The following is a 26,340-nucleotide window of genomic DNA, read 5'->3' on the forward strand; positions in this document are numbered from 1 at the left end:
CCCGGTGGTGAGCGGGGTCTGGTGCGTGCAGATGCAAGGCGGAGGAGGGAGCCACTGCGGAGCATTGGCGACTGACGACAACGCCGCAGATGTGCGTGCCAGGGCACGCGGCCCAAGCATGAGCCGCCGGACACGACCTAAGTGACCTGGTGCACCCGGTGGGCCGTTGACACCGGGTGCCAGGGTCTCTAGCGTCTCGTCTGCTGAAGGTACTAAGCGGTCGCTCACCGGCATGGACGTGTCGGCCGAGCCGCTTATCCGGGATCCAAGGGCGAGGAGAACCAGCATGTCCACCACCGAGCAGCGCGTCGCCGTCGTGACCGGGGCCGCGCGGGGCATTGGCGCCGCCACCGCGGTCCGGCTCGCGGCCGAGGGCCGCGCCGTCGCCGTACTCGACCTCGACGAGGCGGCCTGCAAGGACACCGTCGAGAAGATCACCGCGGCGGGAGGCAAGGCCATCGCCGTCGGCTGCGACGTCTCCGACAGCGCCCAGGTGGAGGCCGCCGTCGCGCGCGTCGCCACCGAACTCGGCGCGCCGACGATCCTCGTCAACAACGCGGGCGTGCTGCGCGACAACCTGCTCTTCAAGATGAGCGAGTCCGACTGGGACATGGTCATGAACGTGCACCTCAAGGGCGCGTTCCTGATGGCCAAGGCCTGCCAGAAGCACATGGTCGACGCGGGCTTCGGCCGGATCGTCAGCCTCTCCTCCTCGTCGGCGCTCGGCAACCGCGGCCAGGCCAACTACTCCGCCGTGAAGGCCGGGCTCCAGGGCTTCACCAAGACCCTCGCCAAGGAGCTCGGCAAGTTCGGCATCACGGCCAACGCCGTGGCGCCCGGCTTCATCGTCACCGAGATGACCGCGCAGACCGCCGCGCGCGTGGGCATGGGCTTCGAGGAGTTCCAGGCCGCCGCCGCCACCCAGATCCCCGTCCAGCGCGTGGGCCGGCCGGAGGACGTCGCCAACGCCATCGCCTTCTTCACGGGCGACGACGCCGGGTTCATCTCCGGCCAGGTCATGTACGTGGCCGGCGGCCCGCTCAACTGAGGACCGAGGCGAGAGGAACGACGGACATGACCACAGAGGAACTTCCCCCGCTGTCCGGCAAGGTCGCCCTCGTCACGGGCGGCAGCCGGGGCATCGGCTACGGCGTCGCGGAGGCGCTCGTGGCCCGCGGCGACCGGGTGTGCATCACCGGCCGCGGCGAGGACGCGCTCAAGGAGGCCGTGGAGCAGTTGGGCGCCGACCGCGTGATCGCCGTGGCCGGCAAGGCACACGACGAGGCGCACCAGGCGCTCGCCGTGGAGCGCACCATGGAGGCGTTCGGCCGCGTCGACTTCCTGATCAACAACGCGGGCACGAACCCGGTCTTCGGCCCGATGGCCGACATGGACCTGAACGTCGCGCGCAAGGTCTTCGAGACCAACGTCATCTCGGCGCTCGGCTTCGCCCAGCTCACCTGGAAGGCGTGGCAGAAGGAGAACGGCGGTGCGATCGTGAACATCGCGTCGGTCGCCGCCCTCGCCCCCTCGCCCTTCATCGGCGCCTACGGCATGAGCAAGGCCGCCATGGTCAATCTGACCCTCCAGCTCGCCCATGAATTCGCCCCGGTGGTGCGGGTCAACGCCATCGCGCCGGCCGTCGTGAAGACGAAATTCGCCCAGGCCCTCTACGAGGGCCGGGAAGCGGAGGCCGCGGCCGCGTATCCGCTGGGCAGGCTCGGCGTCCCCGAGGACATCGGCGGAGCCGCCGCATTTCTCACCTCCGACCAGTCGGACTGGATCACGGGGCAGACCTTGGTCGTCGACGGCGGAATTTTCCTCAATGCCGGAGTCGGCTGATCCCGATTTTCCCGATTGACCGCTGAATGCCGCAAGCGCCCCGCCCGGCCACCACATTGACCTGGCGGGGCGCTGCGGTATGGTCGGCCGACCCATGGCTGAACGAGGAGCGTGCGCACGTGTTCAACCGGACCAGTCTGCAGGCGGCTGCAGCCCTTGCGTCCATATCCCTGCTGGCGGGATGCAGCCTCTTTTCGGGGGATGACGCCGATGGGGAGAACAAGATCGTAGTCGGCACGACGAGCGCACCCAGCACGCTCGACCCCGCCGCCGCCTGGGACGGCTCCTGGGAGCTGTACCGGAATGTCTTCCAGACCCTTCTGAGCTTTCCGACCGGGAGCGCGGCGCCTCAGCCGGACGCGGCCGAGTGCAAATTCACGGACACCGTGAGCAAAGTATTCGAATGCCGGCTCAAGGAAGGGCTGGCCTTCTCCGACGGCGGGAAGCTCGACGCGCGGGCCGTGAAGCACTCGGTCGACCGGATCCGGACGATCAACGCCAAGGGTGGCCCCGCCCCGCTGCTCGGGTCCCTCGACAAGATCGTGACCAGCGGCGACAGGGTCGTCACGTTCCACCTGAAGGAACCGGACGCCACCTTCCCGTTCATCCTGGCCACGCCCGCCATGTCCATCGTCCCGCCCGAGAAGTACCCGGCGGACGCGCTGCGCGAGGACGGCAAGCTCACCGGCTCCGGCCCGTACGTGCTCAGCTCGTACGAGGAGGGCGCCAAGGCCGAGCTCACCAGGAACCCCACCTACAAGGGCTTCGCCAACCGCAAGAACGACGGCGTCACCATCCGGTACTTCCAGGACTCCGAGGCGATGGTCGGCGCGCTGCGGGAGAAGGAGATCGACGCCACGTACCGCGGTCTGACCGCGGAGGAAGTCGTCCAGCTCCGCGAGAAGAAGCCGGAGAACGAGGGGCTCCAGCTCGTCGACTCGACCGGCGCGGACATCCGCTACCTGGTGTTCAACGCCCAGGACCCGTCCGTGAGCAAGCTCGCGGTGCGGCAGGCGGTCGCCCAGGTCGTCGACCGCGAGGCGCTGGTCGCCAAGGTGTACCAGGGCACGGCCGAGCCGCTGTACTCGATGGTCCCGAAGGGCATCGCCGGGCACACCACCGCGTTCTTCGACCGGTACGGCGAGCCGGACGTCGACAAGGCCAGGAAGCTGCTGAGCGAGGCGGGCGTCGACAGCCCGGTGGCGCTGACGCTGTGGTTCACCACCGACCGCTACGGCTCCTCCACCGAGGCCGAGTTCAAGGAGCTCAAGCGGCAGCTCGACGCGTCGGGGCTGTTCAAGGTCACGCTGAACGGCAAGCCCTGGAAGGAGTTCCAGGCGGGCTACCAGAAGGGCCAGTACCCGGTCTTCGGGCGAGGCTGGTTCCCCGACTTCCCGGACCCCGACAACTTCATCGCCCCGTTCGTCGGCAAGGAGAACGTGCTCTCCACGCCGTACGTGCGGCCGGAGATCACCGACCAGCTCCTGCCCAAGTCCCGCAAGGTCAGCGACCGCGGGGCGGTCACGGAGGAGTTCGAGCGGGCGCAGGAGATCCTCGTGGACGACGTGCGGCTGCTGCCCCTGTGGCAGGGCAAGCTCTACGTCGCGGCGAGTGAGGAGATCGCCGGCGGTGAGCGTGCGCTGGACCCGCAGACGGTCATGCAGATGTGGGAGTTGCAGCGCAAGACCAGTTGGTGAGGACGGGCCGGTCCTCACCGGACCGGCCGGTGAGGGCCGGCCGTTCTTCACCGGACCGGCCGGTCGTCATCGGACCGGCCGGTGAAGATCGGTGGGAAGATCGGTTGGTAGATCCGGTTGTCAGTGGTCACCGGTAAGTTCTGGGAACAGAAAAGGCGATCACCCACCGGAGGTTGTTCACGTGACCGACACCGACATGCTGCCCGAGTCCTGGCGCGGCGTCCTCGGCGACGAGCTGCAGAAGCCGTACTTCAAGCTGCTCACCGAGTTCGTCGAGGAGGAGCGGGCCAAGGGGCCGGTCTACCCGCCGCGCGAGGAGGTGTTCGCCGCCCTCGACGCCACTCCGTACGACAAGGTCAAGGTCCTCATCCTGGGCCAGGACCCGTACCACGGGGAGGGCCAGGGGCACGGCCTGTGCTTCTCGGTGCGGCCGGGCGTCAAGACCCCGCCCTCGCTGCGCAACATCTACAAGGAGATGCAGGAGGAGCTTGGGCACCCGGTGCCGGACAACGGCTACCTGATGCCGTGGGCGCAGCAGGGTGTCCTGCTCCTCAACGCGGTGCTGACGGTCCGGGCCGGTGAGCCGAACTCGCACAAGGGCAAGGGCTGGGAGAAGTTCACGGACGCGGTGATCAGCGCGGTGGCCTCCCGGCCGGACCCGGCCGTCTTCGTGCTGTGGGGCAACTACGCGCAGAAGAAGCTGCCGCTGATCGACGAGACGCGGCATGTGGTGGTCAAGGGCACTCACCCCTCGCCGCTCTCCGCGAAGAAGTTCTTCGGCTCCCGCCCCTTCACGCAGATCGACAAGGCCGTCGCCGACCAGGGCCACGCCCCCATCGACTGGCGCATCCCGAACCTGGGCTGACGTCGGGCTTGGCGGGGTCGCGGGCCAGGCCTGGGGGCGGGCTCCCGAGCCCGGGCCTGCCGCGCCATCGAGCCTGACCGGGAATGCCGGTGAGTGCGGCTAGCGTCGGAGCACCGGCCCGGGGACCTCGCCGGTCCCGGGGCCGGGACGCCGACGGACGAGTGGAGGCCGCAGTGTGGGAGCACCAGCAGGACGTGTCCGGGGACGCCGTGATGACCAGGATCGGGCAGACGCGGATGCTCCTCCACGGAGGGGACCGGGAGGAGGCCCGCAACCGGTTCGGTGAGCTGTGGGAGCGGCTCGGGGCGGACGGCGACCCGCTCCACCGCTGCACACTGGCGCACTACATGGCCGATGCCCAGGACGACCCCTACGACGAGCTCGCCTGGGACCTGCGGGCCCTGACCGCCGCGGAAGGGGCGGACGGCCGCCACGCGGCGCTGCGCGCCCTGTACCCGTCCCTCCACCTGAACCTCGCCGCCGACTACGTCAAGCTCCGGCGCCCGGACGCCGCGCGGATGCACCTGGACCGCGCCCGCGCCGCCTCGGACGCCCTGGACGACGACGGATACGGAAACGGCGTCCGCGCGGCCATCGCCCACCTGACCGAGCGCCTCGGCGCGGAGTGACGCCGGGGCGCCCGGCCCGGGCCCGCCCACGGTCAGTGGCCGTAGGCCTCCCGGCAGATCCTGGCCTGGCGGCTGTCGGGGGCCCAGTCGCCGTAGCTGCGGCCGAGCGTGCACACGTCGGGGACGGTGTCCGGGACGGACGGCACGGCCGGGCGCTCGATACGGGGGAGCCGCTCGCGGATCCGCTCCGATGACGGCAGCCGCACCGGCTGGTCCGCGAGCGGCGCGGTGCGCGGGGCGGCGGGCGGCGCGGCGGCCGGAGCGCGCCGGGCGTCGTCGCCCGGGACCGGCGACGACGGGGACGCGGACGGGGGCCGTGGCGCGGGCGCCGTGGTGGGCGGCAGCGCGGCCTCCAGGGCCTCCCGCGCGGGGCCCTCGAGGATCTGCGGTACGACGTCCTGGCCGGCCGGGTGGCTCGCCTCCGGGGCGGCCGGTACGGGAGCGGGACCCGGATCCACCGACACGCAGCCGGAGACGGCCGCCACCGCCACGGTGGCCAGGACCTTCGCTGTGATTCTCGTTCGATGCACCCCGTAACTCTGGTCGCTGACCGGCCCCTTGGGGATCGCTACCCGCGGTTATTGGTCCGCACGGGTGATGGGTGTGACCGGCCGATGATCACTCCGCGGCCGAGGGGCGCGTGCCGAGCATCCCGCTCAGCAACTCCCCGAACCCCGCGCGCAGTTCCTCACGGCTCGGTACGGCGGAGTGGAACGCCCCCACCGCACAGGAGAACATCAGCCCCTCGCACCAGGCCACCAGGGACAGGGTGTGCCACTCCGGCCGCGCCGAACCGGCCCCTCTCATCAGCGCCGTCAGCGGCTCCCGGAACCGCCGCCCCGCCTCGTCGTAGAACGTGCGCAGCTCGGGGCGCCGGGTGGCCTCCAGTCCCAGTTCGTACCGCGCGACGAGCAGGTCGCGGTGGCTGGTCAGGTAGCGGTGCAGCGCCAGGGACAGGGCGTCCACCAGCGCGTCGAGGTCATCACCCGGAGCCGGCATCTCCTCCATGGCCAGCACCTGCGCCTCCCGGTCCGCGAGCCGCCGCACCGCCGTCTCCAGCAGGGCCTGCCGGGTGCGGGCGTAGTTGGACGTCGAGCCCTGGGGGAGCCCGGCGGCCTCGTCCACCGCGCGGTGGGTCAGTCCTCGCATCCCCCGCTCGACGAGCAGGGTCAGCGCGGCGTCGGCGATCAGGTCGGCGCGTGCGGTCATGGGGACCAACCTACCGGTCCCACTACATCCGTAGTACGGTGAAGAAGTCACTACAGATGTAGTTCGGCTTCCCGGAGGAGTCATGGACAACCGCACCACCGCGCCCCGAGCCGTCGTCATCGGGAGCGGAATCGGCGGACTGACAGCCGCCGTCGCCCTGCACCGGCGCGGCTGGCACGTCACCGTCCTGGAACGCGCCCCGTCGCTCCGGCCCGTCGGCGCCGGCATCGGCCTCGCCCCCAACTCGCTGCGGGCCCTCGACGTCATCGGCCTGGGCGACGAGATCCGTGCCCTCGCGACCTGGCAGGGCGACGGGGGCATGCGCACGCCGGGCGGCCGCTGGCTGTCCCGTACGGACGCGCAGGCCGTCGCCGACCGGTTCGGCGACCCGCTCGTCCCCGTCCACCGGGCCACCCTCATCGACGCCCTCGCCGCCCGGCTCCCGGACGGAGCCGTCCGCACCGGCTCACCCGCTACGCTCGCCGACCCGGGATCCCCCACAGGAGACCGCCGCGCCGTGGTCACCACCCCGGACGGCGACATCGAGGCCGACCTCGTCATCGGCGCCGACGGCATCAACTCCGCCGTCCGCCGCGCCCTGTTCCCCCGGCACCCGGAGCCCGAGTACGCCGGTTTCACCACCTGGCGCGTACTCATCCCGGCCCCGGAACAGCCCATCCAGCCCCACGAGACCTGGGGCCGGGGCGCCCTGTGGGGCACGCAGCCGCTCAAGGACGGCCGCGTCTACGCCTACGCCGCGGCCGCCGCCCCGCCCGGAGGCCGCGCCGCCGACGACGAACGCGCCGAAATCCTGCGCCGCTTCGGGACCTGGCACGACCCCATCCCCACGATCATCGCCGCCGTCGCCCCCGACCAGGTCCTCCGGCACGACGTCCGCCACCTGACCACCCCGCTGCCCGCGTTCCACCGCGGCCGGACCGTCCTGCTGGGCGACGCCGCCCACCCCATGGCCCCCAACCTCGGGCAGGGCGGCAACCAGGCCATCGAGGACGGCATCGTCCTCGCCCACCACGTGCCGCCGCACAACGACCTGGGCGCCGGCCTCGCCGCGTACTCCGCCGCCCGCCTGCCGCGCACCACCGGCATCGTCCGCAAGTCCGCGCGCGTGGCCCGGCTGCTGACCCTCACCGGCGCACCCGCCGTCGCCGTCCGCGACACCCTGATGGCCCTCTCCCGCTTCGGCCCCGGCCTCGCGCTGCGCACCTTCGACGGAATCGCCGACTGGCGGCCGCCCCAGCACACGTATTCTGACCGGGCGCACCAGCACGACGAGGGTGGCGTACGGCGATAGGGAGAGCGTTGTGAAGATCGGCTGCATCGGACTCGGCGACATCGCGCAGAAGGCGTACCTGCCGGTGCTCGCCACCATCCCGGGCGCCGAACTGCACCTCCAGACCCGGACCCCGGCGACCCTCAGCCGGGTCGCCGCGACCTACCACGTGCCCGCCGGCCGGTGCCACACCGACCTGGACGCGCTGCTCGCCACGGGCCTCGACGCCGCGTTCGTGCACGCCCCGACGTCCGTGCACGCCGAGATCGCCGGCCAACTGCTGGAGGCGGGCGTGCCGACGTACGTCGACAAGCCCCTCGCGTACGAACTCGACGACTCCCGCCGCCTCGTGGAGCTCGCCGAACAGCGCGGCGTCAGCCTCGCCGTCGGCTTCAACCGCCGCCTCGCGCCCGGCTACGCCCAGTGCCTGGACCACCCGCGCGACCTGATCCTGATGCAGAAGAACCGGATCGGCCTGCCCGAGGACCCGCGCACCCTCGTGCTGGACGACTTCATCCACGTCGTCGACACCCTGCGCTTCCTCCTCCCCGGGCAGGTCGAGCACACCGACGTACGCGCCCGGGTCCAAGGCGGCCTCCTGCACCACGTCGTGCTCCAGCTCTCCGGCGACGGCTTCACCGCCATCGGCATGATGAACCGGATGAACGGCTCCACCGAGGAGATCCTCGAAGTGTCCGGGCAGGACACCAAGCGCCAGGTCCTCAACCTCGCCGACGTCATCGACCACAAGGGCCAGCCCAGCATCCGGCGGCGCGGCGACTGGGTGCCGGTCGCCCGCCAGCGCGGCATCGAACAGACCGTGCACGCCTTCCTCGACGCCGTACGGGCCGGGAAGACGCTCAGCGCCCGGGACGCACTCGCGACCCACGAGCTGTGTGAGCGGGTGGTACGGGAGTGCCTGGAGCAGACCGCCGCCTGACCGCCCGTACGCCCTCGAGGGCACCCAGCGCGGCCAGCACCGCCAAGGCCCCGTACACCGGCCAGTCACCGAACCGGACGTACGGGGTCGTCCCGCCGGCCAGCGGAACCTCGTACACGGCGGCCGTACTCGCCTCCGTACCGAGCGGGGAACCGACGCGGCCGCCGTCCGGGCCATAGACCGCGCTCACGCCGGTCAGCGTCGCGTGCACCATGGGCCGCCCCGTCTCGGCCGCCCGCAGCGCCGCCAGCGACGCGTGCTGCCCCGGCGCCCAACTGTCCTGGAACGTCGACGTCGCCGACTGCGCCACCAGCACCTGCGCCCCCTCCCCGGCCAGGTGCCGGCTCATGTCGGGGAACGCCGACTCGAAGCAGACCAGCGGGCCCAGCCGCAGACCCCGCTCCCCGACGGTCATCACCACCGGGCCGTCGCCGCGCCGGCGGTCCTCCGCCGCCGCCTTGCCGACCGAGGTGGCCCAGCCCAGCACCGACCGGAACGGGATGTACTCGCCGAACGGCACCAGCCGCATCTTGTCGTAACGGTCACCCGTCGTGCCCTCGGGGCCGACCAGCACGCTGCTCTTGTGGATGCCCGGCCGGTCCGAGCGGCGCGCGTCCACGTTGACCAGCACCTCGGCGCCGACGTCCCGGGACAGCGCTGCCAGCCGCCGCGTGTACTCGGGCCGCGCCGTCAGGTCCGCCCCGACGCTGCTCTCGCCCCACACCACCAGGTCCACGTCCTCCCGGCCGGCCAGCTCCCGGGTCAGCTCCACGCCCCGCGCGAACCGCCGTTCCGCCCCGCCCACCCCGTTGATGACCCCCGGCTGGACGACGGCCACACGGACGTGCCCGGTCGGCTGTGGGGCCTGCGCCCACCACGCCGCCGCCCCGATGGCGACCGCGCACACCGCGAGGCCGGCCACCGCCGTCGTACGCAGGGAGCGCACCGACACCAGCAGGGTCACCGCCGTGTTGACCGCCACCACGAGCAGCGTCACCAGCCACACGCCGCCGAGCGACGCCACCCGCAGCGCGGGCGACACCTGCCACTGGCTGGCCCCCAACAGGCCCCATGGCCCGCCCAACCCCTCCCAGGACCGGACCAGTTCGACCATCAGCCAGCCCGACGGTACGACGACGAGAGCGCCCGCGGCACGCGCGCGTGACGGTGTCCCCGCCAGCATCCGCCGCACCAGCGGCCCCCACGGCGCCCACAGCAGCCCCAGCAACGCGGCCAGGAGCAGGATGAACACATGGAGGCTCGGCATCAGCCAGTGGTGGACGGCGAGCATGAACCCGAGACCGCCCAGCCAGCCGTCCAGCACCGCCCGGCGGCCCGTCGGGGCCGTACGGATCAGCAGCATCCACGGCACCAGCGCGACGTACGCCCACCACCACAGGGACGGCGCCGGAAAGGCGAGCGCGGGCAGCGCCCCGGCCGCGACCGCGGCGGCGCCCCGCCACCACGGGGACGTCAGCAGGGGCCTCCCGTCGCCCCGCCGGCCGACCGGAATCCGCATACCGCGCCTCCTCGCACTGGGGCCCTCGTGACGCCTCCAGTGTGCTGGAGCAGGTCATTCCGCCGACAGTATGCCGCCCGGAGCGCGCCGCCACTTCTCGTGCACCACCACCGTGCGCAGCCGCCAGCCGCCGTCCATGCGCGACAGCGTGAACGCGTACCGCCCGCCCGAGACGAAGTCGTCCCCCGCCGCCATCCGCATCGGGTTCACGTAGTCGGCCAGCGCCTCCGCGCTGTCGCCCGGATACCCGCCCAGGTCCTCGATCCGGACCCGCCGGTTGACGATCAGGTGCTGACGCACGGGAAACAGCTTCATCGTCTCCGCCAGCCAGTCGGCGACCTCGCCCGCCGCGCCGGCGACACCGCCCGCGCCCCGGTAGTCGGCCTGCCCGTCCGCCGTGAACAGCTCGCGGTACGCGGCCCAGTCCGCGTCGTCCACCGCCACCGCGTACCGGGTGATCAGCTCGTCGATGGCCAGCCGGTCCATCACGGTCGCGAGGTCCACGCGCTGCGTCATCGCATCAGTGTCGGGCAGCGGGAGCCGCGGGCCAAGAGCCCTGCACGCGCGCCGTGGCTCATGCCGCTTCCCACTGGTGCGCCCGGCCGCCCCGCCACTCCACGAGGTGCGGGTCGTCCAGCGAGATGTCGGCCTCGTCCAGCCCGGCGCGCCGCAGGAACTCGACGAGGTCCGCGTCGTTGTGGGCGAGCCCCGCGATCCGCCCGCGTATGGTCACGCGCCGCCCGCCGCCGGGGGAGGGGCGGTGCACGACGATGGGTGCCTGCCAAGCCATGGGACCAGGGTGCGCCGCCGGGCGCGTGATCGCAGCCGGGCGTCTCCGCGGGGAGCCGGTTCACACGGGGTGTGAACGGAATGCGTGCATATATGCGCCGCGCACCCTCGCGCCCGGCCGCCCGGCGCGGGAGGCTCTCAGTGCGTGTTCGGGACGGAGGACCCGGGCATCGGGCCGCCGGTCACCCCCCCTGCCGGCGGCCCCCGCCCATGCCCGGAGGCCCCTACGACGCTCGCCGTCCGGCTCCTGCCGCGCACGGTCGCACTCGACCGGGCGTGGACCGACCAGGAAAGGCCCGCCCCGAGGGCTTACGCGGCCCGCTCGACGTCGCCCTGCTGCGACGTGCGGGCCCACTGGAGAACCAGGGCGCTGTAGATCCGCTGCTCGTCCGCCGAGAGCTGCCCGCCGGAGCGCACCCACAATTCACGGATCGCCGCGTTGAGAGCGTCGGCGTCCGGGGTGGGCAGCTCGGCAGAGGGTCTGGTCATGGCAACCAGCGTAGGCGGACGGGTCGACGATCCGGCTACTCATCGGGCCGTTTTGTGACGAAGCTCCCTGGGTCCGGGCGCCGCGTCCGGGGCCCTTCAGCCCCTGGGGCACCGGGCCGGGAACGCGGGCGGTCAGCCGCCCGATTCGCCGGCGTGGGGGCTGAGGACACCCATCCCGACCAGGGCGAACAGCACCAGGCCGAGCAGGATCCGGTAGATCACGAACGGCATGAAGCTCTTCGTGGTGATGAACTTCATGAACCACGCGATCACCGCGTAGCCCACGCCGAAGGCGATGATCGTCGCGAAGATCGTCGGGCCCCACGACACATGCCCGCCCTCACTCGCGTCCTTCAGTTCGAAGAGGCCGGAGGCCAGCACCGCCGGAATGGCCAGCAGGAAGGAGTACCGGGCCGCAGCCTCGCGGGTGTAGCTCATCAGCAGGCCGCCGCTGATGGTCGCGCCCGACCGGGACACGCCCGGGATCAGCGCCATCGCCTGGCACATGCCGAAGATCAGGCCGTCCCTGACGCCCAGGTCCTTGAGCGTCTTGCGCTCCGGGGCGGCGCGGTGCCGGCCGCCCTCCTCGACGCGGGCCGCCAGCCGGTCGGCGATGCCGAGGACGATGCCCATCACGATCAGGGTCGTCGCGATCAGGCGCAGATCACGGAAGGGTCCCTCGATGTGGTCCTTGAGCGTCACACCCAGCACACCGATGGGGATCGAGCCCACGATGACCAGCCAGCCCATCTGGGCGTCGTGGTCGCTGCGCATCGCCTTGTTCGTCAGCGAGCGGAACCAGGCCGAGACGATCCGTGAGATGTCCTTGCGGAAGTAGATGAGTACGGCCGTCTCCGTACCGATCTGGGTGATCGCGGTGAACGCCGCGCCCGGGTCGTGCCAGCCCGCGAAGGCCGCGGTGAGACGCAGGTGGGCGCTGGAGGAGATGGGGAGGAACTCCGTCAGCCCCTGGACGAGTCCGAGGATGAGCGATTCGAACCAATTCATGGGGCTAGGGCCGTCCCGAATGTGCTCGTGCGGTCAATGGGGGCGGCCGTTGATCGACGGCCGGTCGGTGCGCAGCGTACAGCCCTTAGATGAATGGACCGGCCTCAGCCCTCGACCGGGCCCGCCGTCGTCCAGCCGGGAGCCCGTACGTGCGGGGTCAGGCTGTCGCCCCGGGCCTCCTCGCCGCAGCACCCGCACACCACGACCGGGGTGAGCGGGGCGCCGCAGGAGTGCTCGACCACGGTCGGCGGCTCGTCGTTCAGGTGCCGGTCGCCCCAGGCCATGAGGGTGAGCAGGACGGGGTGGAGCTCGCGCCCGGCGTCGGTGGGGTGGTACTCGAAGCGGCGCGGGCGCTCGCTGTACGGGACCTGCTCCAGGATGCCCGCGTCGACGAGGCGGCGGAGTCGGGCGGTGAGGATGTCGCGGGGGGCGCCGGTGTTGCGGGCGATCCGGTCGAAGCGGCGTACGCCCAGGAACACCTCGCGCAGCACCAGCAGCGAGTACTTCTCGCCGACCAGCGCCAGGGTGTCCGCGATCGAACAGGGCCGGGGGTCCTTCATGCCGGTCACCTTAGGGGAGAGGGTTGGATTTCCCAACTCGCTGAGTTATGTTACCGACGAGTGTTAGTCCACTTTTCCAACTCAGCACGTCGCCCGCTCGCCAGCTCACCCCCTCCCATGAACGAGGAGCCGTACCCATGCGCGACGCCGTCATCGTCGAGGCCGTCCGGACCCCCATCGGCAAGGGCAAGCCGAACGGAGCCCTGGCCGGAACCCACCCCGTCGAGCTGCTCTCCCACACCCTCCGCGCCCTCGTCGAGCGCAGCGGCATCGACCCCGCCCTCGTCGACGACGTCATCGGCGGCTGCGTCGACCAGGTCGGAGAGCAGGCCATGAACACCACGCGGTACGCCTGGCTCGGCGCCGGGCTGCCCGAGCACGTGCCCGCCACCACCGTCGACCGGCAGTGCGGCTCCTCCCAGCAGGCCGTCCACTTCGCCGCGCAGGGCGTGCTGTCCGGCGCGTACGACATCGTCGTCGCGTGCGGCGTCGAGTCGATGAGCCGGGTCCCGATGTGGTCCAACGTGCCGCCCGGCGCCGACCCCTTCGGCCCCGGCGTCGCCGCCCGCTACCCCGAGGGCCTGGTGCCCCAGGGCATCAGCGCCGAGCTGATCGCCGCCAAGTGGTCCATCGGGCGCACGGCGATGGACGAGTACGCGGTGATGTCGCACCAGCGCGCCGCCCGGAGCTGGGCGGACGGGCTGTTCGACGCCGAGGTCGCGCCCCTCGCGGACCTGCGGCGCGACGAGTGCGTCCGGCCCGGCACGACCACCGGGATACTCGCCGGGCTCCGGCCCGCCTACCACGACCCGGCCTTCGCCGAACGGTTCCCGCAGATCGACTGGTCCGTCACCGCCGGGAACGCCAGCCCCATCAACGACGGCGCCTCGGCCGTGCTCATCATGGCCGGCGAAACCGCCCGCGAGCTCGGCCTCCGCCCGCTCGCCCGGCTGCACAGCTTCGCCGTCACCGGCTCCGACCCGCTGCTGATGCTGACCGGCGTGATCCCCGCCACCGAGAAGGTGCTGCGCAAGGCCGGGCTCCGGCTCGACGACATCGACCTCTTCGAGGTCAACGAGGCGTTCGCCGCCGTCGTCCTCGCCTGGCAGCAGGAGACCGGCGCCGACCTCGCCCGGGTCAACGTCCACGGCGGCGCCATCGCGCTCGGCCACCCGCTGGGCGCCAGCGGCACCCGGCTGACGACCACCCTCGTCCACGCCATGCGCGAGCGAGGCGCGCGTTACGGCCTCCAGACGATGTGCGAGGCGGGCGGCCTGGCCAACGCCCTGATCCTGGAAGCGGTCCAGTAACTCACCGGCTGCGCAGGCGGTGCCGCTTGCACCAGGCGACCACCGCCGCGCCCAGCCCGCTGAGCACGATGAACCCCATCGCGAACAGGAAGGCGGGCGAGGTCGGCGACGCCGCCTCGCTCCCCGCCACCACGTACGCCGCCGTGTTGGGAATGGACCCGAGCCCGGTGGCCAGCAGGAACGGCAGATACCCCATCCGCGACACGGCCGCGCAGTAGTTGGCGGCGGCGAACGGCACGCCCGGGAACAGCCGGATGGCCAGCATCGAACGGAACCCGTGCCGGCTCAACTGCCCGTCCGCCGCCTTCAGCCACCGCCCCCGCACCAGCGGCCGCAGCGCGTCCTGCCCCAGCACCCGCCCGAGCGTGAACGCGATCCCCGCACCCAGCACCGTCCCGGCGATCGCCGCGGCGAGCCCCGCCTGTGAGCCGAACAGCGCGCCCGCCGCCAGGTTCAGGATCGGCCTCGGCACGAAGGCCGCGGTGCACAGCCCGTAGGCCAGCGCGAACAGCACCACGGAGGCCGCCCCGTTCACCTGCGGCGGCCAGCCCGCCGACAGCAGCCGCTGGGGCTCGTAGAGCACCACCGTCACCGCCGCGGACGCGAGGACCACGAGGAGCAGCGACAGCCGCGACCAGGGCGACAGGAGGGCCCGGGAGCAGCGGACGGCGAGACCGGCCTGGGGCCTGGTGACGGGGTCGAGCATCCGGGGAGACTAACCGACGGCGCCCGGTGATCGCCGTAACGTCCACCTCACCCGGTCTGCCCGCACCGGAAATTCGGTCGACGCGCCCGCCCGCGCCGCGCCATGATCAAGGCATGTTCCGGTACGCCTTCCACGCAGCGCCGTCCGCAGTCGCGGACGCGCCGAAGGCTGCCGCATTCGCCTTCCCCGCCGTTCTCGACGGCGCCCGAAGCTGACCCTTCCCGGCTCGTCCGGCGGACCCCACAGGGGGAGGGTCGGCAAGGCCCAGGGGTCCCCATTCCACGCTTCGAGTTCCGGGAAGGAACCGCCACAGCCATGCCCAAGACGGCATACGTGCGCACCAAGCCGCACCTCAACATCGGCACCATGGGCCACGTCGACCACGGCAAGACCACCCTGACCGCCGCGATCACCAAGGTCCTCAGCGAGCGCGGGACCGGCACGTTCGTGCCGTTCGACCGGATCGACCGCGCCCCCGAGGAGGCCCAGCGCGGCATCACCATCAACATCGCGCACGTCGAGTACGAGACCGACACCCGCCACTACGCGCACGTCGACATGCCCGGCCACGCCGACTACGTCAAGAACATGGTCACCGGAGCCGCGCAGCTCGACGGGGCGATCCTCGTCGTCTCCGCGCTCGACGGGATCATGCCGCAGACCGCCGAGCACGTCCTGCTCGCCCGCCAGGTCGGCGTCGACCACATCGTCGTCGCTCTCAACAAGGCCGACGCGGGCGACGACGAGCTCACCGACCTCGTCGAGCTGGAGGTGCGGGAGCTCCTCACCGCCCACGGGTACGGCGGCGACGCGGTCCCCGTCGTACGGGTGTCGGGGCTGAAGGCCCTGGAGGGCGACCCGCGCTGGACCGGCGCCATCGAGGCGCTGCTGGACGCCGTGGACACCTACGTGCCCATGCCGGTGCGGTACGTGGACGCGCCGTTCCTCCTGCCGGTCGAGAACGTGCTCACGATCACCGGCCGGGGAACGGTCGTCACCGGCGCCGTCGAGCGGGGCACGGTGCGGGTCGGCGACCGGGTGGAGGTGCTCGGGGCGGAGACGGAGACGGTCGTCACCGGCCTGGAGACCTTCGGCAAGCCGATGGACTCCGCGCAGGCCGGCGACAACGTGGCGCTGCTGCTGCGCGGTGTGCCACGGGACGCGGTGCGCCGCGGCCATGTCGTGGCGGCGCCCGGCAGCGTCGTGCCGCGCCGCCGCTTCACCGCCCAGGTGTACGTCCTGTCGGCGCGCGAGGGCGGCCGCACCACGCCCGTCACGACCGGGTACCGGCCGCAGTTCTACATCCGCACCGCGGACGTCGTCGGCGACGTCGACCTCGGCGAGGCGGCCGTCGCGCGCCCCGGCGACACGGTGACCATGACCGTCGAACTGGGCCGTGACGTCCCGCTGGAGCCGGGCCTCGGCTTCGCGATCCGCGAGGGCGGCCGCACCGTCGGCGCCGGAACGGTGACCGAGGTCCTCTGACGGACGCCGCCCGCCCCCGCCGGGGTCAACACCCGGCGGGGGCCGTCGGCGCCGTACCGGCACAATGAAGCGGTGACCGAGCCCCTGCCCGTACTCCGTGAGGTCGACCACGGCACCGCGAAGCTCATGCCCGACGTCGACCGCGACCGGGCCTGGCTGCTGACGATCGACGGCGCGCCCCAGTCGTACGTCGACCTCGACGACCCGACGCACCTGGAGTTCGAGTACGCGCGCCGGCTCGCCCACGCCGTGGACTGCGCTGCGCCGGCGCCCGAGGGGGAGCCGCTCGACGTCCTGCACCTGGGCGGCGGGGCGCTCACCCTGCCCCGCCGGCTGGCCGTCACCCGGCCCGGCTCCCGGCAGGACGTCGTCGAGGCCGACCGGGGGCTCATCGCGCTCGTGGCGGAGCACCTGCCGCTGCCGCCCGGCTGCGGGATCACCGTGCACGGCGCGGACGCGCGGGCCTGGCTGGAGGCGGCGCCCGAACGGTCGGCGGACGTGCTCATCGCGGACGTCTTCGGCGGGTCGCGCGTCCCCGCGCACCTGACGTCCCTGGCGTACGCGCGGGCGGCGGAGCGGGTGCTGCGGCAGGACGGGGTCTACGTGGCGAACCTGGCGGACGGCGCGCCCTTCGCGTTCCTCCGCTCCCAGCTCGCCACCTTCGCCGCCGTGTTCGAGCACCTCGCCCTGATCGCCGAGCCCGCCGTGCTGCGCGGCCGGCGGTTCGGCAACGCCGTGCTCGTCGCCGCGCACCGGGAGATCCACACCGCGCGGCTGGCCCGGCGGACCGCCGCCGACGCCTTCCCCGCGCGCGTGGAGCACGGTCCGTCGCTGGCCCGGTTCATGGGCGACGCGCGGGTGGTGCGGGACGAGGACGCCGTGGCGTCACCCGAGCCGCCCGACGGGGCCTTCGGCATCGGCTGACCCCCGGGCCGCCGGCTGCGCGGTGACCTCCTTCGTACGCCGCGTCAGATTCCGTACGTCGGGCACCAGCAGCACCAGCGCCGTCATCAGCACCACCAGCGCCGCGCACCCCCACAGGGCCTGGGACCGCCCGAACGCGCTCTCCACCGGGCCCGCCAGCGCCGTCGACAGCGGCAGCATCGCGGTCGAACCGAACCAGTCGTACGCCGAGACCCGCGACAGCTTGTCCTCCGGGATCTCCTGGTGCAGCGCGGTCATCCACGCGACGCCGAACACCTCCAGCGCGACGCCGCAGACGAACATGGCCCCGATCAGCCCGCCCACCGGGAGCGGCACGGCCAGCGCGGCGGACGGCAGCGCCAGCGGGAAGACGCACAGTGTGCCGACGAAGAGCATCCGGCGCGGCTTCCAGCGCATCGACAGCAGCGCGCCGCACACGGTCCCCGCGCCGAACGCCGCGAGCGCCAGCCCCCAGGGCCGCGCGCCGCCCAGCTCCTCCTCGGCGACCAGCGGCCCGTACACGGACTCGGTCGCGCCGACCACCGCCACCACGACGGAGAACTGCGCCACGATCGACCACAGCCAGGGGCGCCCCGTGAACTCCTTCCAGCCGTCCCGCAGATCGGCCAGCAGCCCGCCCCCGGCCTCCCGCTCCGCGATGTGGCTGACGTCCAGGAAGGCCCGCAGCGCGCCCGCCACGGCGAACGCCACCGCGTCGACGGCGAGCACCCAGCCCGGCCCGAAAGCCGCGATCATCGCACCGCCGAGCGCCGCGCCGCCGATGCTCGCGCCGTTCATGGCCATCCGGAACAGCGCGAAGGCGCGGCTGGCCTGTTCGCCGCTCACGCTGGACATCAGCATGCCTTCGGCGGCCGGATTGAAGAACGCCTGCCCGGTACCGCACAGGGCGGTGAGCAGCATCATCTGCCACAACCGCGGTTCGCCCGCCAGGACCAGGACGGCGAAGACCGCCTGCGAGACGCAGTTGAGCGCGTTGGCGGCCACCATGACCCGGTGGCGGGGCAGCCGGTCGGCGATCGCCCCGCCGATGAGCAGGAACAGCACGAGGGGGAGGGTCCGGGCCGCGGCGACCAGGCCCACGTCGCCGCCGTCACCGCCGGCCTCCAGGACGGCGAACGCCGCCGCGATCAGCGCACCGTGGGTGCCCAGGTTGGTCACGACCGCGGCGGCGGTCAGCAGCGTGTAATTGCGCCCGGCCCACTCGGGGCGCCGGGGACGGAGGCGCCGGCGGGGCGCGGCGGCGGGAGTACTCACTCCCGGACTATCCCCGCCGACGCACCCCCGTGCCAAACAAATTACGGTCGGGACGGTCCGTCACGAACCTTCTTCGGCCAGCCGTACCGTGGCCAGGATCTTCTGGATGGTGGCGTCGTCCACCTCGTCCGGGATGCCGGTGTTGGCGTACAGCACCCAGCTCACGAAGTCACCCTTGGCGTTCTTGAAGGAGAAGGCGATGGACTTGCCGTCCGTGTCGCACTTGCCCTCCTTCTTGGTGTTCAGGGCGGTCGCCGTGGCGACGTGGCCGGTCAGCCCGGAGGTGGTCGTGTACGGCTTGGCCTTGGTCACCTTGACCGTGCCCTTGGGCTCCGTCTGGGCGTAGCCCGCCCACACCCAGTTGCCCGCCTCGTTGTAGGCCGCCTCGGCGGTGTCCTTGGCGCCCTGGCCGCCCTTGGTGCCGACCACGGCCAGGCCGTGCTCCTCCTGGCGGCCGTCCTTGTTGGTGTCCTCGGTGCACCACTTGCTCTTGTACTCGGCGGGCGCGGACATCATGACGACGGAGCTGCCGTCGCCCTTCTTCTCGTCCTCGAAGCCGACGCTGGTCCCGGCGCCGACGACCTCCCAGTCGGCGGGCACGTCGAACTGCGCGCTGCGCTTGGGGTTGAAGACGACCTTCCAGCCCGGGATGGTCGGCTTGGCCTCGCCCGCCGCGTCGCGCGGGTTGTCGGCCGGCGACGGGGAGGTCTCGGCGGACTTCGAGGCGCTCTGGGAGGGCTTGGAGTCCCCGCCCGCCGTCGTCTTCTCGTCATCGTCCTTGCCCAGCACCAGGAACCCGGTGACACCGGCGGCGACGACGACGGCGGTCGCCGCGGCGATGGCGACGATGGTCGTCTTGCGCTTGTCGTCGGCGTTCCGCGGCGGCGGCACCGGCGCGCCGGGCTGGCCGGGCACCGCGTACTGCGGCACGGTCGGCTGCTGGTACGGGTTCGGCTGCGCGTAGCCCGGCTGCGGCACCGGCTGGCCCGGCTGCTGGCCGGAATGCGGCGGGTAGCCCGGCTGCTGCGGCGGAGCGCTCGGCGGCGGCGGAGTGCCGGGCTGCTGGTACGGGTTGGGCTGTGCGTACCCCGGCTGCTGGTACGGGTTCTGGTCCTGCGGGTTCTGCTCGCCCCCGGGCGGCTGCTGTCCTGGCCACATGGCGAGTAACCATAGAGGGGCGCCGTGACGGGTGCCACGCCCGCCCCCATGACCAGGGGCCCGCCAAGACTTCCCGCGCTTGCTACTGCCTGGTAACTTCGGGGCATGTCCGAGACCCTGCCGAACATCGGCGACATGCTGCTGGCCACCGTCCCCATGGCCAAGACCCTGAACCTGGAGGTCGTCGAGGCGACCGCCGAGCGTGCCGTGCTCCGTCTCCCCGACCAGGGCGCCTTCCACAACCACGTCGGCGGCCCGCACGCGGGCGCGATGTTCACGCTGGGCGAGTCCGCCAGCGGTGCCATCGTCATCGGCGCGTTCGGCGACCAGATGAACCGCGCCGTGCCCCTCGCCGTCAAGGCCGAGATCGGCTACAAGAAGCTCGCGATGGGCCCCGTCACCGCCACCGCGACGCTCGGCCGCACCAAGGCGGAGGTCGTCGCCGAACTGGACGCCGGACAGCGCCCCGAGTTCCCCGTGAACATCGAGATCACGCGCGAGGACGGCGCGGTGACGGGCGAGATGACCATCATCTGGACCCTGCGTCCCAACGCCTGACGAGTACGTCGGCACAAGCCACGCGCGCGTGGTCGGACGCGCGTGTGACGGCCGCCCCCGCACCCCTCTTCGGGTGTGGGGGCGGCCCCGTCTGACGGCATGTCACGCACAATGGCGCGTTCGGTGCGCATAGTGCGCGTATGTCAGAACTGTCGGAAAACGTCTCACGCCGGACCACGCTCCGCCTGCTCACCGGAGCCGCCGCCGCGGCGGCGGCCGCCACCGGACCGGCCCCCGCCCACGCCCACGCCGCCGCCCCGCCCGGCACCGGCGGCCGCGTCGACGACCTGCTCGCCCGGCTCACCCTCGACGAGAAGCTCACCCTCCTCCACGGCGCCAAGGACCCCCGCGGCCTTGGCCAGGCCGGCTGGATCCCCGGCGTACCCAGGCTCGGCATCCCGCCCCTCCGGCTCGCCGACGGCCCCGCCGGCGTACGCGTCCGCGCCCACGCCACCGCCCTGCCCGCCCCCGTGATGCTGGCGAGCGCCTTCGACCCCGCCCTCGCCCGCGAGTACGGCCGGGTCATCGGCCACGAGGGCCGGGCGCTCGGACAGGACGTCCTGCTGTCACCCATGGTCAACCTCATCCGCACCCCCTACGCCGGACGGAACTTCGAGACCTTCAGCGAAGACCCGCTCCTCACCTCCGACCTCGTCGCCCAGGAGATCCGCGGCATCCAGGACGAGGGCCTCATCGCGACCGTCAAGCACTTCGCCCTCAACAATCAGGAGAAGGACCGCACCACCGTCGACGTACGCATCGGCGAACAGGCCCTGCACGAGACCGAACTGCGCGGCTTCGAGGCCGCCGTCGCCGCCGGCACCGGAGCGGTGATGGGCGCCTACAACAAGGTCGACGGCGTCCACGCGTGCGAGAACCGGGCGCTGCTCACCGGCATCCTGCGCGAGACGTGGGGCTTCGACGGCTGGGTGATGAGCGACTGGGACGCCACCCACAGCACCGTCCCGTCCCTCACCGCCGGCCTCGACATGGAGATGCCCGCCGGCCGCTGGTACGGCGACGCCCTCCGGCGCGCCGTGCGGGACGGCACCGTCCCCGAGGCCGCCGTCGACCGCTCCGTACGCCGGATCCTCCACATCATGGGCCGCTTCGGTCTCCTCGACGGCACCGCCCCCGCCCGCCCCACCACCCGCGACCGGGAGGCCGGGGCACGCGTCGCGTACCGGGTCGCCGTCGCGGGCGCCACCCTGCTGCGCAACGAACACGCCACGCTGCCCCTCACCGGGCCCGCCGCCCGCTCCCTCGCCGTCATCGGCCCCACCGCCACCGTCCCGTTCGTCAGCGGCGGCGGCAGTGCCCACGTCGTCCCCGACCGGGCCGACAGCCCGCTCGACACCATCACCGCCCGCGCCGGTGACGGCGCCCGGGTCGCCCACGCCCTCGGCGAGGACCTCTACGGCAAGCCCCTTCCCGTCCGCGGCGCGTCCCTCGACGGACAGCGCGTACGCCCCGGCAGGACGTACACCTACGAGGGGGCCCTCGACGTCGACGACCCCGACGACTGGACCTTCGTCGTCCACTACAGCGGCGAACGCCCCAAGGTCTCCGTGGACGGCACCGAACTCTTCGCCCGCCAGGACCGCGAGGCCGAACTCTTCGCCGGCTTCGGCCTCGTCTCCACCGCCCCCGACGGCCTCAAGGTCCGCCGCCGCACCCTCGCCCTCACCGCCGGACGCCACACCCTGCGCGTCACCGCCACCGGCGAGCAGATCTTCCGGCTGCGCCACATCACCACCGCCACCCGCGCGGCGGACCTCGCCGAAGCGGTACGCGTCGCCCGCGCCGCGCACAGCGTGGTGCTGTTCGCGTACGAGGACGCCGCCGAGGGCCGCGACCGCACCACGCTCGCGCTGCCGGGCCACCAGGAGGCGCTCATCGACGCCGTGACCGCCGCCAACCCCCGCACCACCGTCGTCCTCAACACCTCGTCCGCCGTCACCATGCCGTGGCTGGACCGCACGGGAGCCGTGCTCCAGATGTACTACCCGGGCCAGGAAGGCGCCGCCGCGACCGCCGCCGTGCTCTTCGGCGACACCGACCCCGGCGGCCGCCTCACCCAGACCTTCCCGGTCTCCGACACCCGCCACCCCATGGCCGGCGACCCGCGCCGCTACCCCGGCACCGGCGGCGTCCAGGAGTACTCCGAGGGCGTCCGCACCGGGTACCGCTGGTACGACGCGGAGGACGTCGAGCCGCTGTTCCCCTTCGGGCACGGCCTGTCGTACACCACCTTCGCGTACGCCGGGCTCGCCGTGACGCCCGCGCCCGGCGGCGGCCTCACGGCGCGGTTCACCGTCCGCAACACCGGACGGCGCACCGGCGTCACCGTCCCCCAGCTCTACGTCGGACCGTCGCCGGACCTGACGCTGGACCAGCCGGCCCGGGTGCTGGCCGGCTACCGGCGCGTCGAGCTGCGGCCCGGCCAGGTCCGCCACGTCACCGTGCCCATCGCCGCCCGGACCCTGTCCTCCTGGGACCCGGCCCGCCACGCCTGGGTCCTCGGGACGGGCACCCGCACCGTCCGGCTGGGCACCTCCGCGCGCGATGTGCGGCTCACCGCTCGGGCGAAGGTCCTCCCACTCTGACCAGGTAGGCTGCCCCGGCGGTACGGAAACGATCGACGGAGGAACCGCTTTGCACGTCCAGGAGTGGCTCGAGACCGTTCCTGCGGTCAGCATCTACATCCTGGTGGGGGTGGTGATCGGGCTGGAGAGCCTCGGCATCCCGCTGCCGGGCGAGATCGTCCTCGTCAGCTCCGCGCTCCTGGCGTCCCAGCACGGTGACATCAACCCATGGGTACTGGGCGCGTGCGCCACGGCGGGCGCGATCGTCGGTGACTCGATGGGCTACGCGATCGGCCGCAAGGGCGGCCGGCCGCTGCTGGCCTGGCTGGGGCAGAAATTCCCCAAGCACTTCAGCGAGGCCAACATCGCGATGGCGGAGCGGTCCTTCGAGAAGTGGGGCATGTGGGCCGTCTTCTTCGGCCGGTTCGTTGCGCTGCTGCGGATCTTCGCCGGGCCGCTGGCGGGTGTGCTGCGCATGCCGTACTGGAAGTTCGCCATCGCCAACGTCTTCGGCGGCATCCTCTGGGCGGGCGGCACCACGGCCGTCATCTACTCGGTGGGCGTCGTGGCCGAGGCGTGGCTGAAGCGCTTCTCCTGGCTGGGCCTCGTGCTGGCGGTCCTGGTGGGCCTGACGTCGATGCTGATCCTCAAGAACCGCGCGAAGAAGGCAGCGGCCAAGGCCGAGACCCGGGCGGCCGCCGAAGCCGCGACCCCCGGCCCGATCGCCGAACCGGTCGGCGCCACCGCGGACTGACCCCCCACGAGCCCGGCCCCGCCGACCGGCACCCGCCCACGGCGGAAGGGGCCGTGCAGGGTCGCCCCCGCAGAGGTTGGCGGCAAGGGGTGGGCTCCCTTGCCCGTACCCAGGGCCGCCGGCCTCGAGGAGGTGAGCCCGGAGGGGCCCCGCCCCACCCACCGGCGTTCCGCACCACCCCGGGGGCATCCGTTAAGGGCACCGCCCCGAGGCGCACCGGTCAAAGGCACCGCCCAGTCCCGTTGTGCCCACCCGTCCCTCCCCCAAGGACTTCGTCCAGGGGGGACCCCCAAGCGGGACGTCTGCCCACAACGGGGGGCGACCCGACGGGACGTCTGCCCACAACGGGGAGGGCCCCAGCGGGGCGAATGCCCACAACGGGGAGGCGCCCACGCCCGCGCTGCCCGTCAGGGCTTGTGCGCCTCGCCGTGGGCACGTGCCAGTTCCAGGTACATCGCGGCGTTCAGCTTGATGCCCTCCCGTTCCTCGTCCGTCAGCTCCCGCTTGACCTTGGCGGGTACGCCCGCGACCAGGGAGCCCGGCGGGACGCGCATGCCCTGCGGGACGAGCGCCTGGGCGGCGATCAGCGAGCCGGCGCCGATGTGGGCGCCGTTGAGGACCGTGGCGCCCATGCCGACCAGGACGTCGTCCTCGACGGTGCACCCGTGCAGGACGGCGTTGTGGCCGACCGAGACGCGTTCGCCGACCGTGACGGGAAAGCCCGGGTCGACGTGCACGGTGCAGTTGTCCTGGACATTGGAGCCGGCGCCCAGGACGATCGGCCCGCAGTCGGCGCGCAGCACCGCGTGGTACCAGACGCTCGCCCCCGCCGCCATCGTCACCTCGCCGACCACCACGGATGTCGGCGCGGCGAACGCCTCCGGGTGTACGTCGGGCTCCTTGCCGCCCACCCCGGTGATCAACGCCCGCTCTGTCATCGCCTGCTCCTCACGTTCACACGTCGCGCCAGGGGAACGTTAAGCGACGGCCGCCCGGGCGGCGACGGTGGGGCGAACATCACAGGGCGCGGCGCCGGTCGGTCATGACCAGGACGATTACCGTGTCCGGGTGCCGAAGAACAGAAACACGTTCTCATCCCTGGCCGCGTGGCGCCGCCGGGTCCTCAGCCGGGCCGTGCACGGCGGCTGGCGCTGGGTGCAGGAGACCGGCGCCGTCACCGCCGAGCGCCCCGGGCGGCTGCGGTTCCGCCGGCTCGGCCCCGGCACGCGGCTGGCGTTCCCGCAGGGCACCGTCTTCGGCGAGGAGTGGATCGAGCTGGGCGACCACTGCATCATCGCCGAGCAGGTGACGCTGACCGCCGGGATGATGCCCGGGCTCGACCTGGGCCCGGAGCCGATCCTGACCCTCGGCAACGGCGTCGTCCTCGGGCGGGGCAGCCATGTCATCGCCGACGCGGCGGTGACCATCGGCGCGGACACCTTCTGCGGCCCGTACGTCTACATCACCTCGACCAACCACAGTTACGACGACCCCCACGAGCCGGTCGGCCGGCAGTGGCCGCGCTCCGAACCGGTGGAGATAGGCCCCGGCTGCTGGCTCGGCACCGGCGCGGTGATCCTGCCCGGCGCCCGCCTGGGGCGGAACGTGGTGGTCGCCGCGGGCGCCGTCGTGCGCGGTGAGGTCCCCGACCACGCGGTGGTGGCCGGGGCGCCGGCCCGGGTCGTACGCCGCTGGGACGCCGAGCGCGGCTGGCAGCCGCCGCTGCGTACGCCCGCCCCCGTACCCGTACCGGAAGGCGTGACGCCTCAGCAGCTCATCGCGCTGGGCGAACTGGACAACGCCTGATCAGCCCGCCGCCAACAGCACCGTCCCGACGAGCGCCAGCCCCGCGCCGGCGGCCTGCACCGCCCGCAGCCGCTCCTTGAGCACGCCCCGCGCGGCGAGCGCCGTCACCACCGGGTAGAGGCTGGCGAGCACGGCGGCCACGGTGACCGGGCCGTTCTGCGCGGCGATCGAGTACGTGCCGTTGGCGGCGACGTCCGCGAGGCCGACGAACGCCAGCGCGGGCAGGGACGCCCATACGGCCCGCGGCCCGCCGTCCGACGGCAGGGCCCGCCCGCCGCGCTTGACCGAGACCCACAGCGCCGCGCCGCCCACCGCGACGTTGGTGACGCGCTGGACGAACAGCGCGAGGAACAGTCCGGTCAGGGTGGAGGACGCCTCGGAGATCAGGGCCATCACCGAGCCGAACCCGAACGCCGCGACCAGCGTGAGCAGCACCGCCTGCCGCTGCACGGGCGCGCCGCGCAGTTCGGGACCGCCCGCCAGCACCACGCCCACGATCGCCACCCCGATCCCCGCGAACTGGACCACCCCTGGCCGGTCGCCGACCAGCAGGCCGACCGACACGGGAACGACCACGCCGAGCGAGCCGAGCGGCGAGACGACGCCCATCGGGCCGAGGGCGAGCGCCTTGTAGAAGGCGAGCATGGCCGCCGGTCCGACGACCCCGGCCGCCACCGCGTACCAGAGCTCCGGTCCTGCCTCGCTCCAGCCGCCGGTCGCGATGACGACGGCGCCGAGCACGAGGACCGCGAGCATCTGGGACACCACGACGACCGTCAGTGCGGGCATGCGCCGGGTGAGCAGCCCGCCGCCGAAGTCGGCCAGCCCCCACAGGAGGCTGGTGGCCAGGGCGAACAGTGCTGTCATGGCATCCTCGCAGTACAGTGTGGTGAACATATGGGTGCACCACACCGTAGTGCAGTCCATTGAACTCTGTCATC

The 26,340-nt window shown here is 72.7% G+C and carries 27 protein-coding genes; 14 read left to right on the forward strand and 13 right to left on the reverse strand.

Annotation, left to right across the window (positions count from 1 at the left end; translation table 11 throughout):
- Positions 1-286: 286 nt before the first annotated feature.
- The 5 genes from fabG (at position 287) to AB0J57_RS04720 (ending at position 5,033) form a co-directional block, all read left to right on the forward strand.
- Positions 287-1,048, forward strand: a complete 762-nt coding sequence (fabG, locus tag AB0J57_RS04700; protein ID WP_366126507.1) for a 3-oxoacyl-ACP reductase FabG — start codon at positions 287-289, stop codon at positions 1,046-1,048.
- A gap of 26 nt (positions 1,049-1,074) precedes the next feature.
- Positions 1,075-1,842 (forward strand): SDR family oxidoreductase, encoded by a 768-nt coding sequence (locus AB0J57_RS04705; RefSeq protein WP_366126508.1) that lies wholly within the window; start codon positions 1,075-1,077, stop codon positions 1,840-1,842.
- Positions 1,843-1,961: 119 nt separating this feature from the next.
- Positions 1,962-3,539 (forward strand): ABC transporter substrate-binding protein, encoded by a 1,578-nt coding sequence (locus tag AB0J57_RS04710; RefSeq protein ID WP_366126509.1) that lies wholly within the window; start codon positions 1,962-1,964, stop codon positions 3,537-3,539.
- A gap of 181 nt (positions 3,540-3,720) precedes the next feature.
- Positions 3,721-4,404, forward strand: a complete 684-nt coding sequence (gene ung / locus AB0J57_RS04715) for a uracil-DNA glycosylase (protein WP_366126510.1) — start codon at positions 3,721-3,723, stop codon at positions 4,402-4,404.
- A gap of 212 nt (positions 4,405-4,616) precedes the next feature.
- Positions 4,617-5,033 carry a hypothetical protein gene (locus tag AB0J57_RS04720; protein WP_366127155.1) on the forward strand — a complete coding sequence of 139 codons (417 nt, stop codon included), beginning with the start codon at positions 4,617-4,619 and terminating at the stop codon, positions 5,031-5,033.
- Between the two features lie 32 nt (positions 5,034-5,065).
- Here AB0J57_RS04720 and AB0J57_RS04725 read toward each other — a convergent pair whose 3' ends face one another.
- Positions 5,066-5,563, reverse strand: coding sequence for a hypothetical protein (locus AB0J57_RS04725; RefSeq protein WP_366126511.1), 498 nt, complete (start codon positions 5,561-5,563; stop codon positions 5,066-5,068).
- An 88-nt stretch (positions 5,564-5,651) separates the two neighbouring features.
- Complete coding sequence (locus AB0J57_RS04730) at positions 5,652-6,242, reverse strand: TetR/AcrR family transcriptional regulator (protein WP_366126512.1); 591 nt, start codon at positions 6,240-6,242, stop codon at positions 5,652-5,654.
- Positions 6,243-6,324: 82 nt separating this feature from the next.
- Here AB0J57_RS04730 and AB0J57_RS04735 point away from each other — a divergent pair, with 82 nt between their 5' ends.
- Entirely contained in the window at positions 6,325-7,554 is a 1,230-nt protein-coding gene (locus AB0J57_RS04735) for an FAD-dependent monooxygenase (RefSeq protein WP_366126513.1), read from the forward strand.
- A 10-nt stretch (positions 7,555-7,564) separates the two neighbouring features.
- Positions 7,565-8,473: a Gfo/Idh/MocA family oxidoreductase gene (locus AB0J57_RS04740; RefSeq protein WP_366126514.1), complete on the forward strand. Its 909-nt coding sequence runs from the start codon at positions 7,565-7,567 to the stop codon at positions 8,471-8,473.
- Here AB0J57_RS04740 and lnt read toward each other — a convergent pair.
- The 6 genes from lnt to AB0J57_RS04770 all read right to left on the reverse strand — a co-directional run bounded on the left by lnt (position 8,394) and on the right by AB0J57_RS04770 (position 12,838).
- Positions 8,394-9,992, reverse strand: a complete 1,599-nt coding sequence (lnt, locus tag AB0J57_RS04745; protein ID WP_366126515.1) for an apolipoprotein N-acyltransferase — start codon at positions 9,990-9,992, stop codon at positions 8,394-8,396. The two genes, AB0J57_RS04740 and lnt, sit on opposite strands and share 80 nt — an antisense overlap.
- Before the next feature lie 54 nt (positions 9,993-10,046).
- Entirely contained in the window at positions 10,047-10,508 is a 462-nt protein-coding gene (locus AB0J57_RS04750) for a nuclear transport factor 2 family protein (protein WP_366126516.1), read from the reverse strand.
- Between the two features lie 58 nt (positions 10,509-10,566).
- Positions 10,567-10,782, reverse strand: a complete 216-nt coding sequence (locus AB0J57_RS04755) for a hypothetical protein (protein ID WP_366126517.1) — start codon at positions 10,780-10,782, stop codon at positions 10,567-10,569.
- A gap of 308 nt (positions 10,783-11,090) precedes the next feature.
- The gene (locus AB0J57_RS04760) at positions 11,091-11,270 is read right to left on the reverse strand and encodes a hypothetical protein (RefSeq protein ID WP_366126518.1); all 180 of its coding nucleotides are present in this window, start codon (positions 11,268-11,270) and stop codon (positions 11,091-11,093) included.
- Positions 11,271-11,402: 132 nt separating this feature from the next.
- Positions 11,403-12,278 carry an undecaprenyl-diphosphate phosphatase gene (locus AB0J57_RS04765; RefSeq protein WP_366126519.1) on the reverse strand — a complete coding sequence of 292 codons (876 nt, stop codon included), beginning with the start codon at positions 12,276-12,278 and terminating at the stop codon, positions 11,403-11,405.
- A 104-nt stretch (positions 12,279-12,382) separates the two neighbouring features.
- Positions 12,383-12,838, reverse strand: a complete 456-nt coding sequence (locus AB0J57_RS04770) for a helix-turn-helix domain-containing protein (RefSeq protein ID WP_366126520.1) — start codon at positions 12,836-12,838, stop codon at positions 12,383-12,385.
- A gap of 137 nt (positions 12,839-12,975) precedes the next feature.
- On the opposite strand from AB0J57_RS04770, the gene AB0J57_RS04775 reads away from it, so the two are divergent.
- Complete coding sequence (locus tag AB0J57_RS04775; RefSeq protein ID WP_366126521.1) at positions 12,976-14,148, forward strand: thiolase family protein; 1,173 nt, start codon at positions 12,976-12,978, stop codon at positions 14,146-14,148.
- Position 14,149: 1 nt separating this feature from the next.
- On the opposite strand, the gene AB0J57_RS04780 is transcribed toward AB0J57_RS04775, so the two are convergent.
- Complete coding sequence (locus AB0J57_RS04780) at positions 14,150-14,854, reverse strand: TVP38/TMEM64 family protein (RefSeq protein ID WP_366126522.1); 705 nt, start codon at positions 14,852-14,854, stop codon at positions 14,150-14,152.
- Between the two features lie 315 nt (positions 14,855-15,169).
- Here AB0J57_RS04780 and tuf point away from each other — a divergent pair, with 315 nt between their 5' ends.
- Together tuf and AB0J57_RS04790 are read left to right on the forward strand one after the other, a co-directional pair.
- Positions 15,170-16,339: an elongation factor Tu gene (tuf, locus tag AB0J57_RS04785; protein WP_366126523.1), complete on the forward strand. Its 1,170-nt coding sequence runs from the start codon at positions 15,170-15,172 to the stop codon at positions 16,337-16,339.
- Positions 16,340-16,411: 72 nt separating this feature from the next.
- Complete coding sequence (locus AB0J57_RS04790; protein ID WP_366126524.1) at positions 16,412-17,263, forward strand: fused MFS/spermidine synthase; 852 nt, start codon at positions 16,412-16,414, stop codon at positions 17,261-17,263.
- Here the strand turns inward: AB0J57_RS04790 and AB0J57_RS04795 are convergent.
- Positions 17,225-18,538: an MFS transporter gene (locus tag AB0J57_RS04795; protein ID WP_366126525.1), complete on the reverse strand. Its 1,314-nt coding sequence runs from the start codon at positions 18,536-18,538 to the stop codon at positions 17,225-17,227. The genes AB0J57_RS04790 and AB0J57_RS04795 overlap by 39 nt on opposite strands.
- Before the next feature lie 60 nt (positions 18,539-18,598).
- Positions 18,599-19,696, reverse strand: coding sequence for a hypothetical protein (locus tag AB0J57_RS04800; RefSeq protein ID WP_366126527.1), 1,098 nt, complete (start codon positions 19,694-19,696; stop codon positions 18,599-18,601).
- 105 nt (positions 19,697-19,801) lie between these two features.
- Here AB0J57_RS04800 and AB0J57_RS04805 point away from each other — a divergent pair, with 105 nt between their 5' ends.
- From AB0J57_RS04805 to AB0J57_RS04815, 3 genes are all read left to right on the forward strand, one after another.
- The gene (locus AB0J57_RS04805) at positions 19,802-20,254 is read left to right on the forward strand and encodes a DUF4442 domain-containing protein (protein ID WP_366126528.1); all 453 of its coding nucleotides are present in this window, start codon (positions 19,802-19,804) and stop codon (positions 20,252-20,254) included.
- A gap of 140 nt (positions 20,255-20,394) precedes the next feature.
- Positions 20,395-22,860 (forward strand): beta-glucosidase, encoded by a 2,466-nt coding sequence (locus AB0J57_RS04810; RefSeq protein WP_366126529.1) that lies wholly within the window; start codon positions 20,395-20,397, stop codon positions 22,858-22,860.
- A gap of 49 nt (positions 22,861-22,909) precedes the next feature.
- Entirely contained in the window at positions 22,910-23,593 is a 684-nt protein-coding gene (locus tag AB0J57_RS04815; protein ID WP_366126530.1) for a DedA family protein, read from the forward strand.
- A 407-nt stretch (positions 23,594-24,000) separates the two neighbouring features.
- Here AB0J57_RS04815 and AB0J57_RS04820 read toward each other — a convergent pair whose 3' ends face one another.
- Positions 24,001-24,531: a gamma carbonic anhydrase family protein gene (locus AB0J57_RS04820; RefSeq protein WP_366126531.1), complete on the reverse strand. Its 531-nt coding sequence runs from the start codon at positions 24,529-24,531 to the stop codon at positions 24,001-24,003.
- Positions 24,532-24,661: 130 nt separating this feature from the next.
- Between AB0J57_RS04820 and AB0J57_RS04825 the strand changes: the two genes are divergently transcribed.
- Complete coding sequence (locus tag AB0J57_RS04825) at positions 24,662-25,399, forward strand: acyltransferase (RefSeq protein WP_366126532.1); 738 nt, start codon at positions 24,662-24,664, stop codon at positions 25,397-25,399.
- Here AB0J57_RS04825 and AB0J57_RS04830 read toward each other — a convergent pair whose 3' ends face one another.
- Positions 25,400-26,266, reverse strand: coding sequence for a DMT family transporter (locus AB0J57_RS04830; RefSeq protein ID WP_366126533.1), 867 nt, complete (start codon positions 26,264-26,266; stop codon positions 25,400-25,402).
- Positions 26,267-26,340 lie beyond the last annotated feature (74 nt).

It is taken from the genome of Streptomyces sp. NPDC049837 (genome assembly GCF_040674455.1).
Lineage (GTDB): Bacteria > Actinomycetota > Actinomycetes > Streptomycetales > Streptomycetaceae > Streptomyces.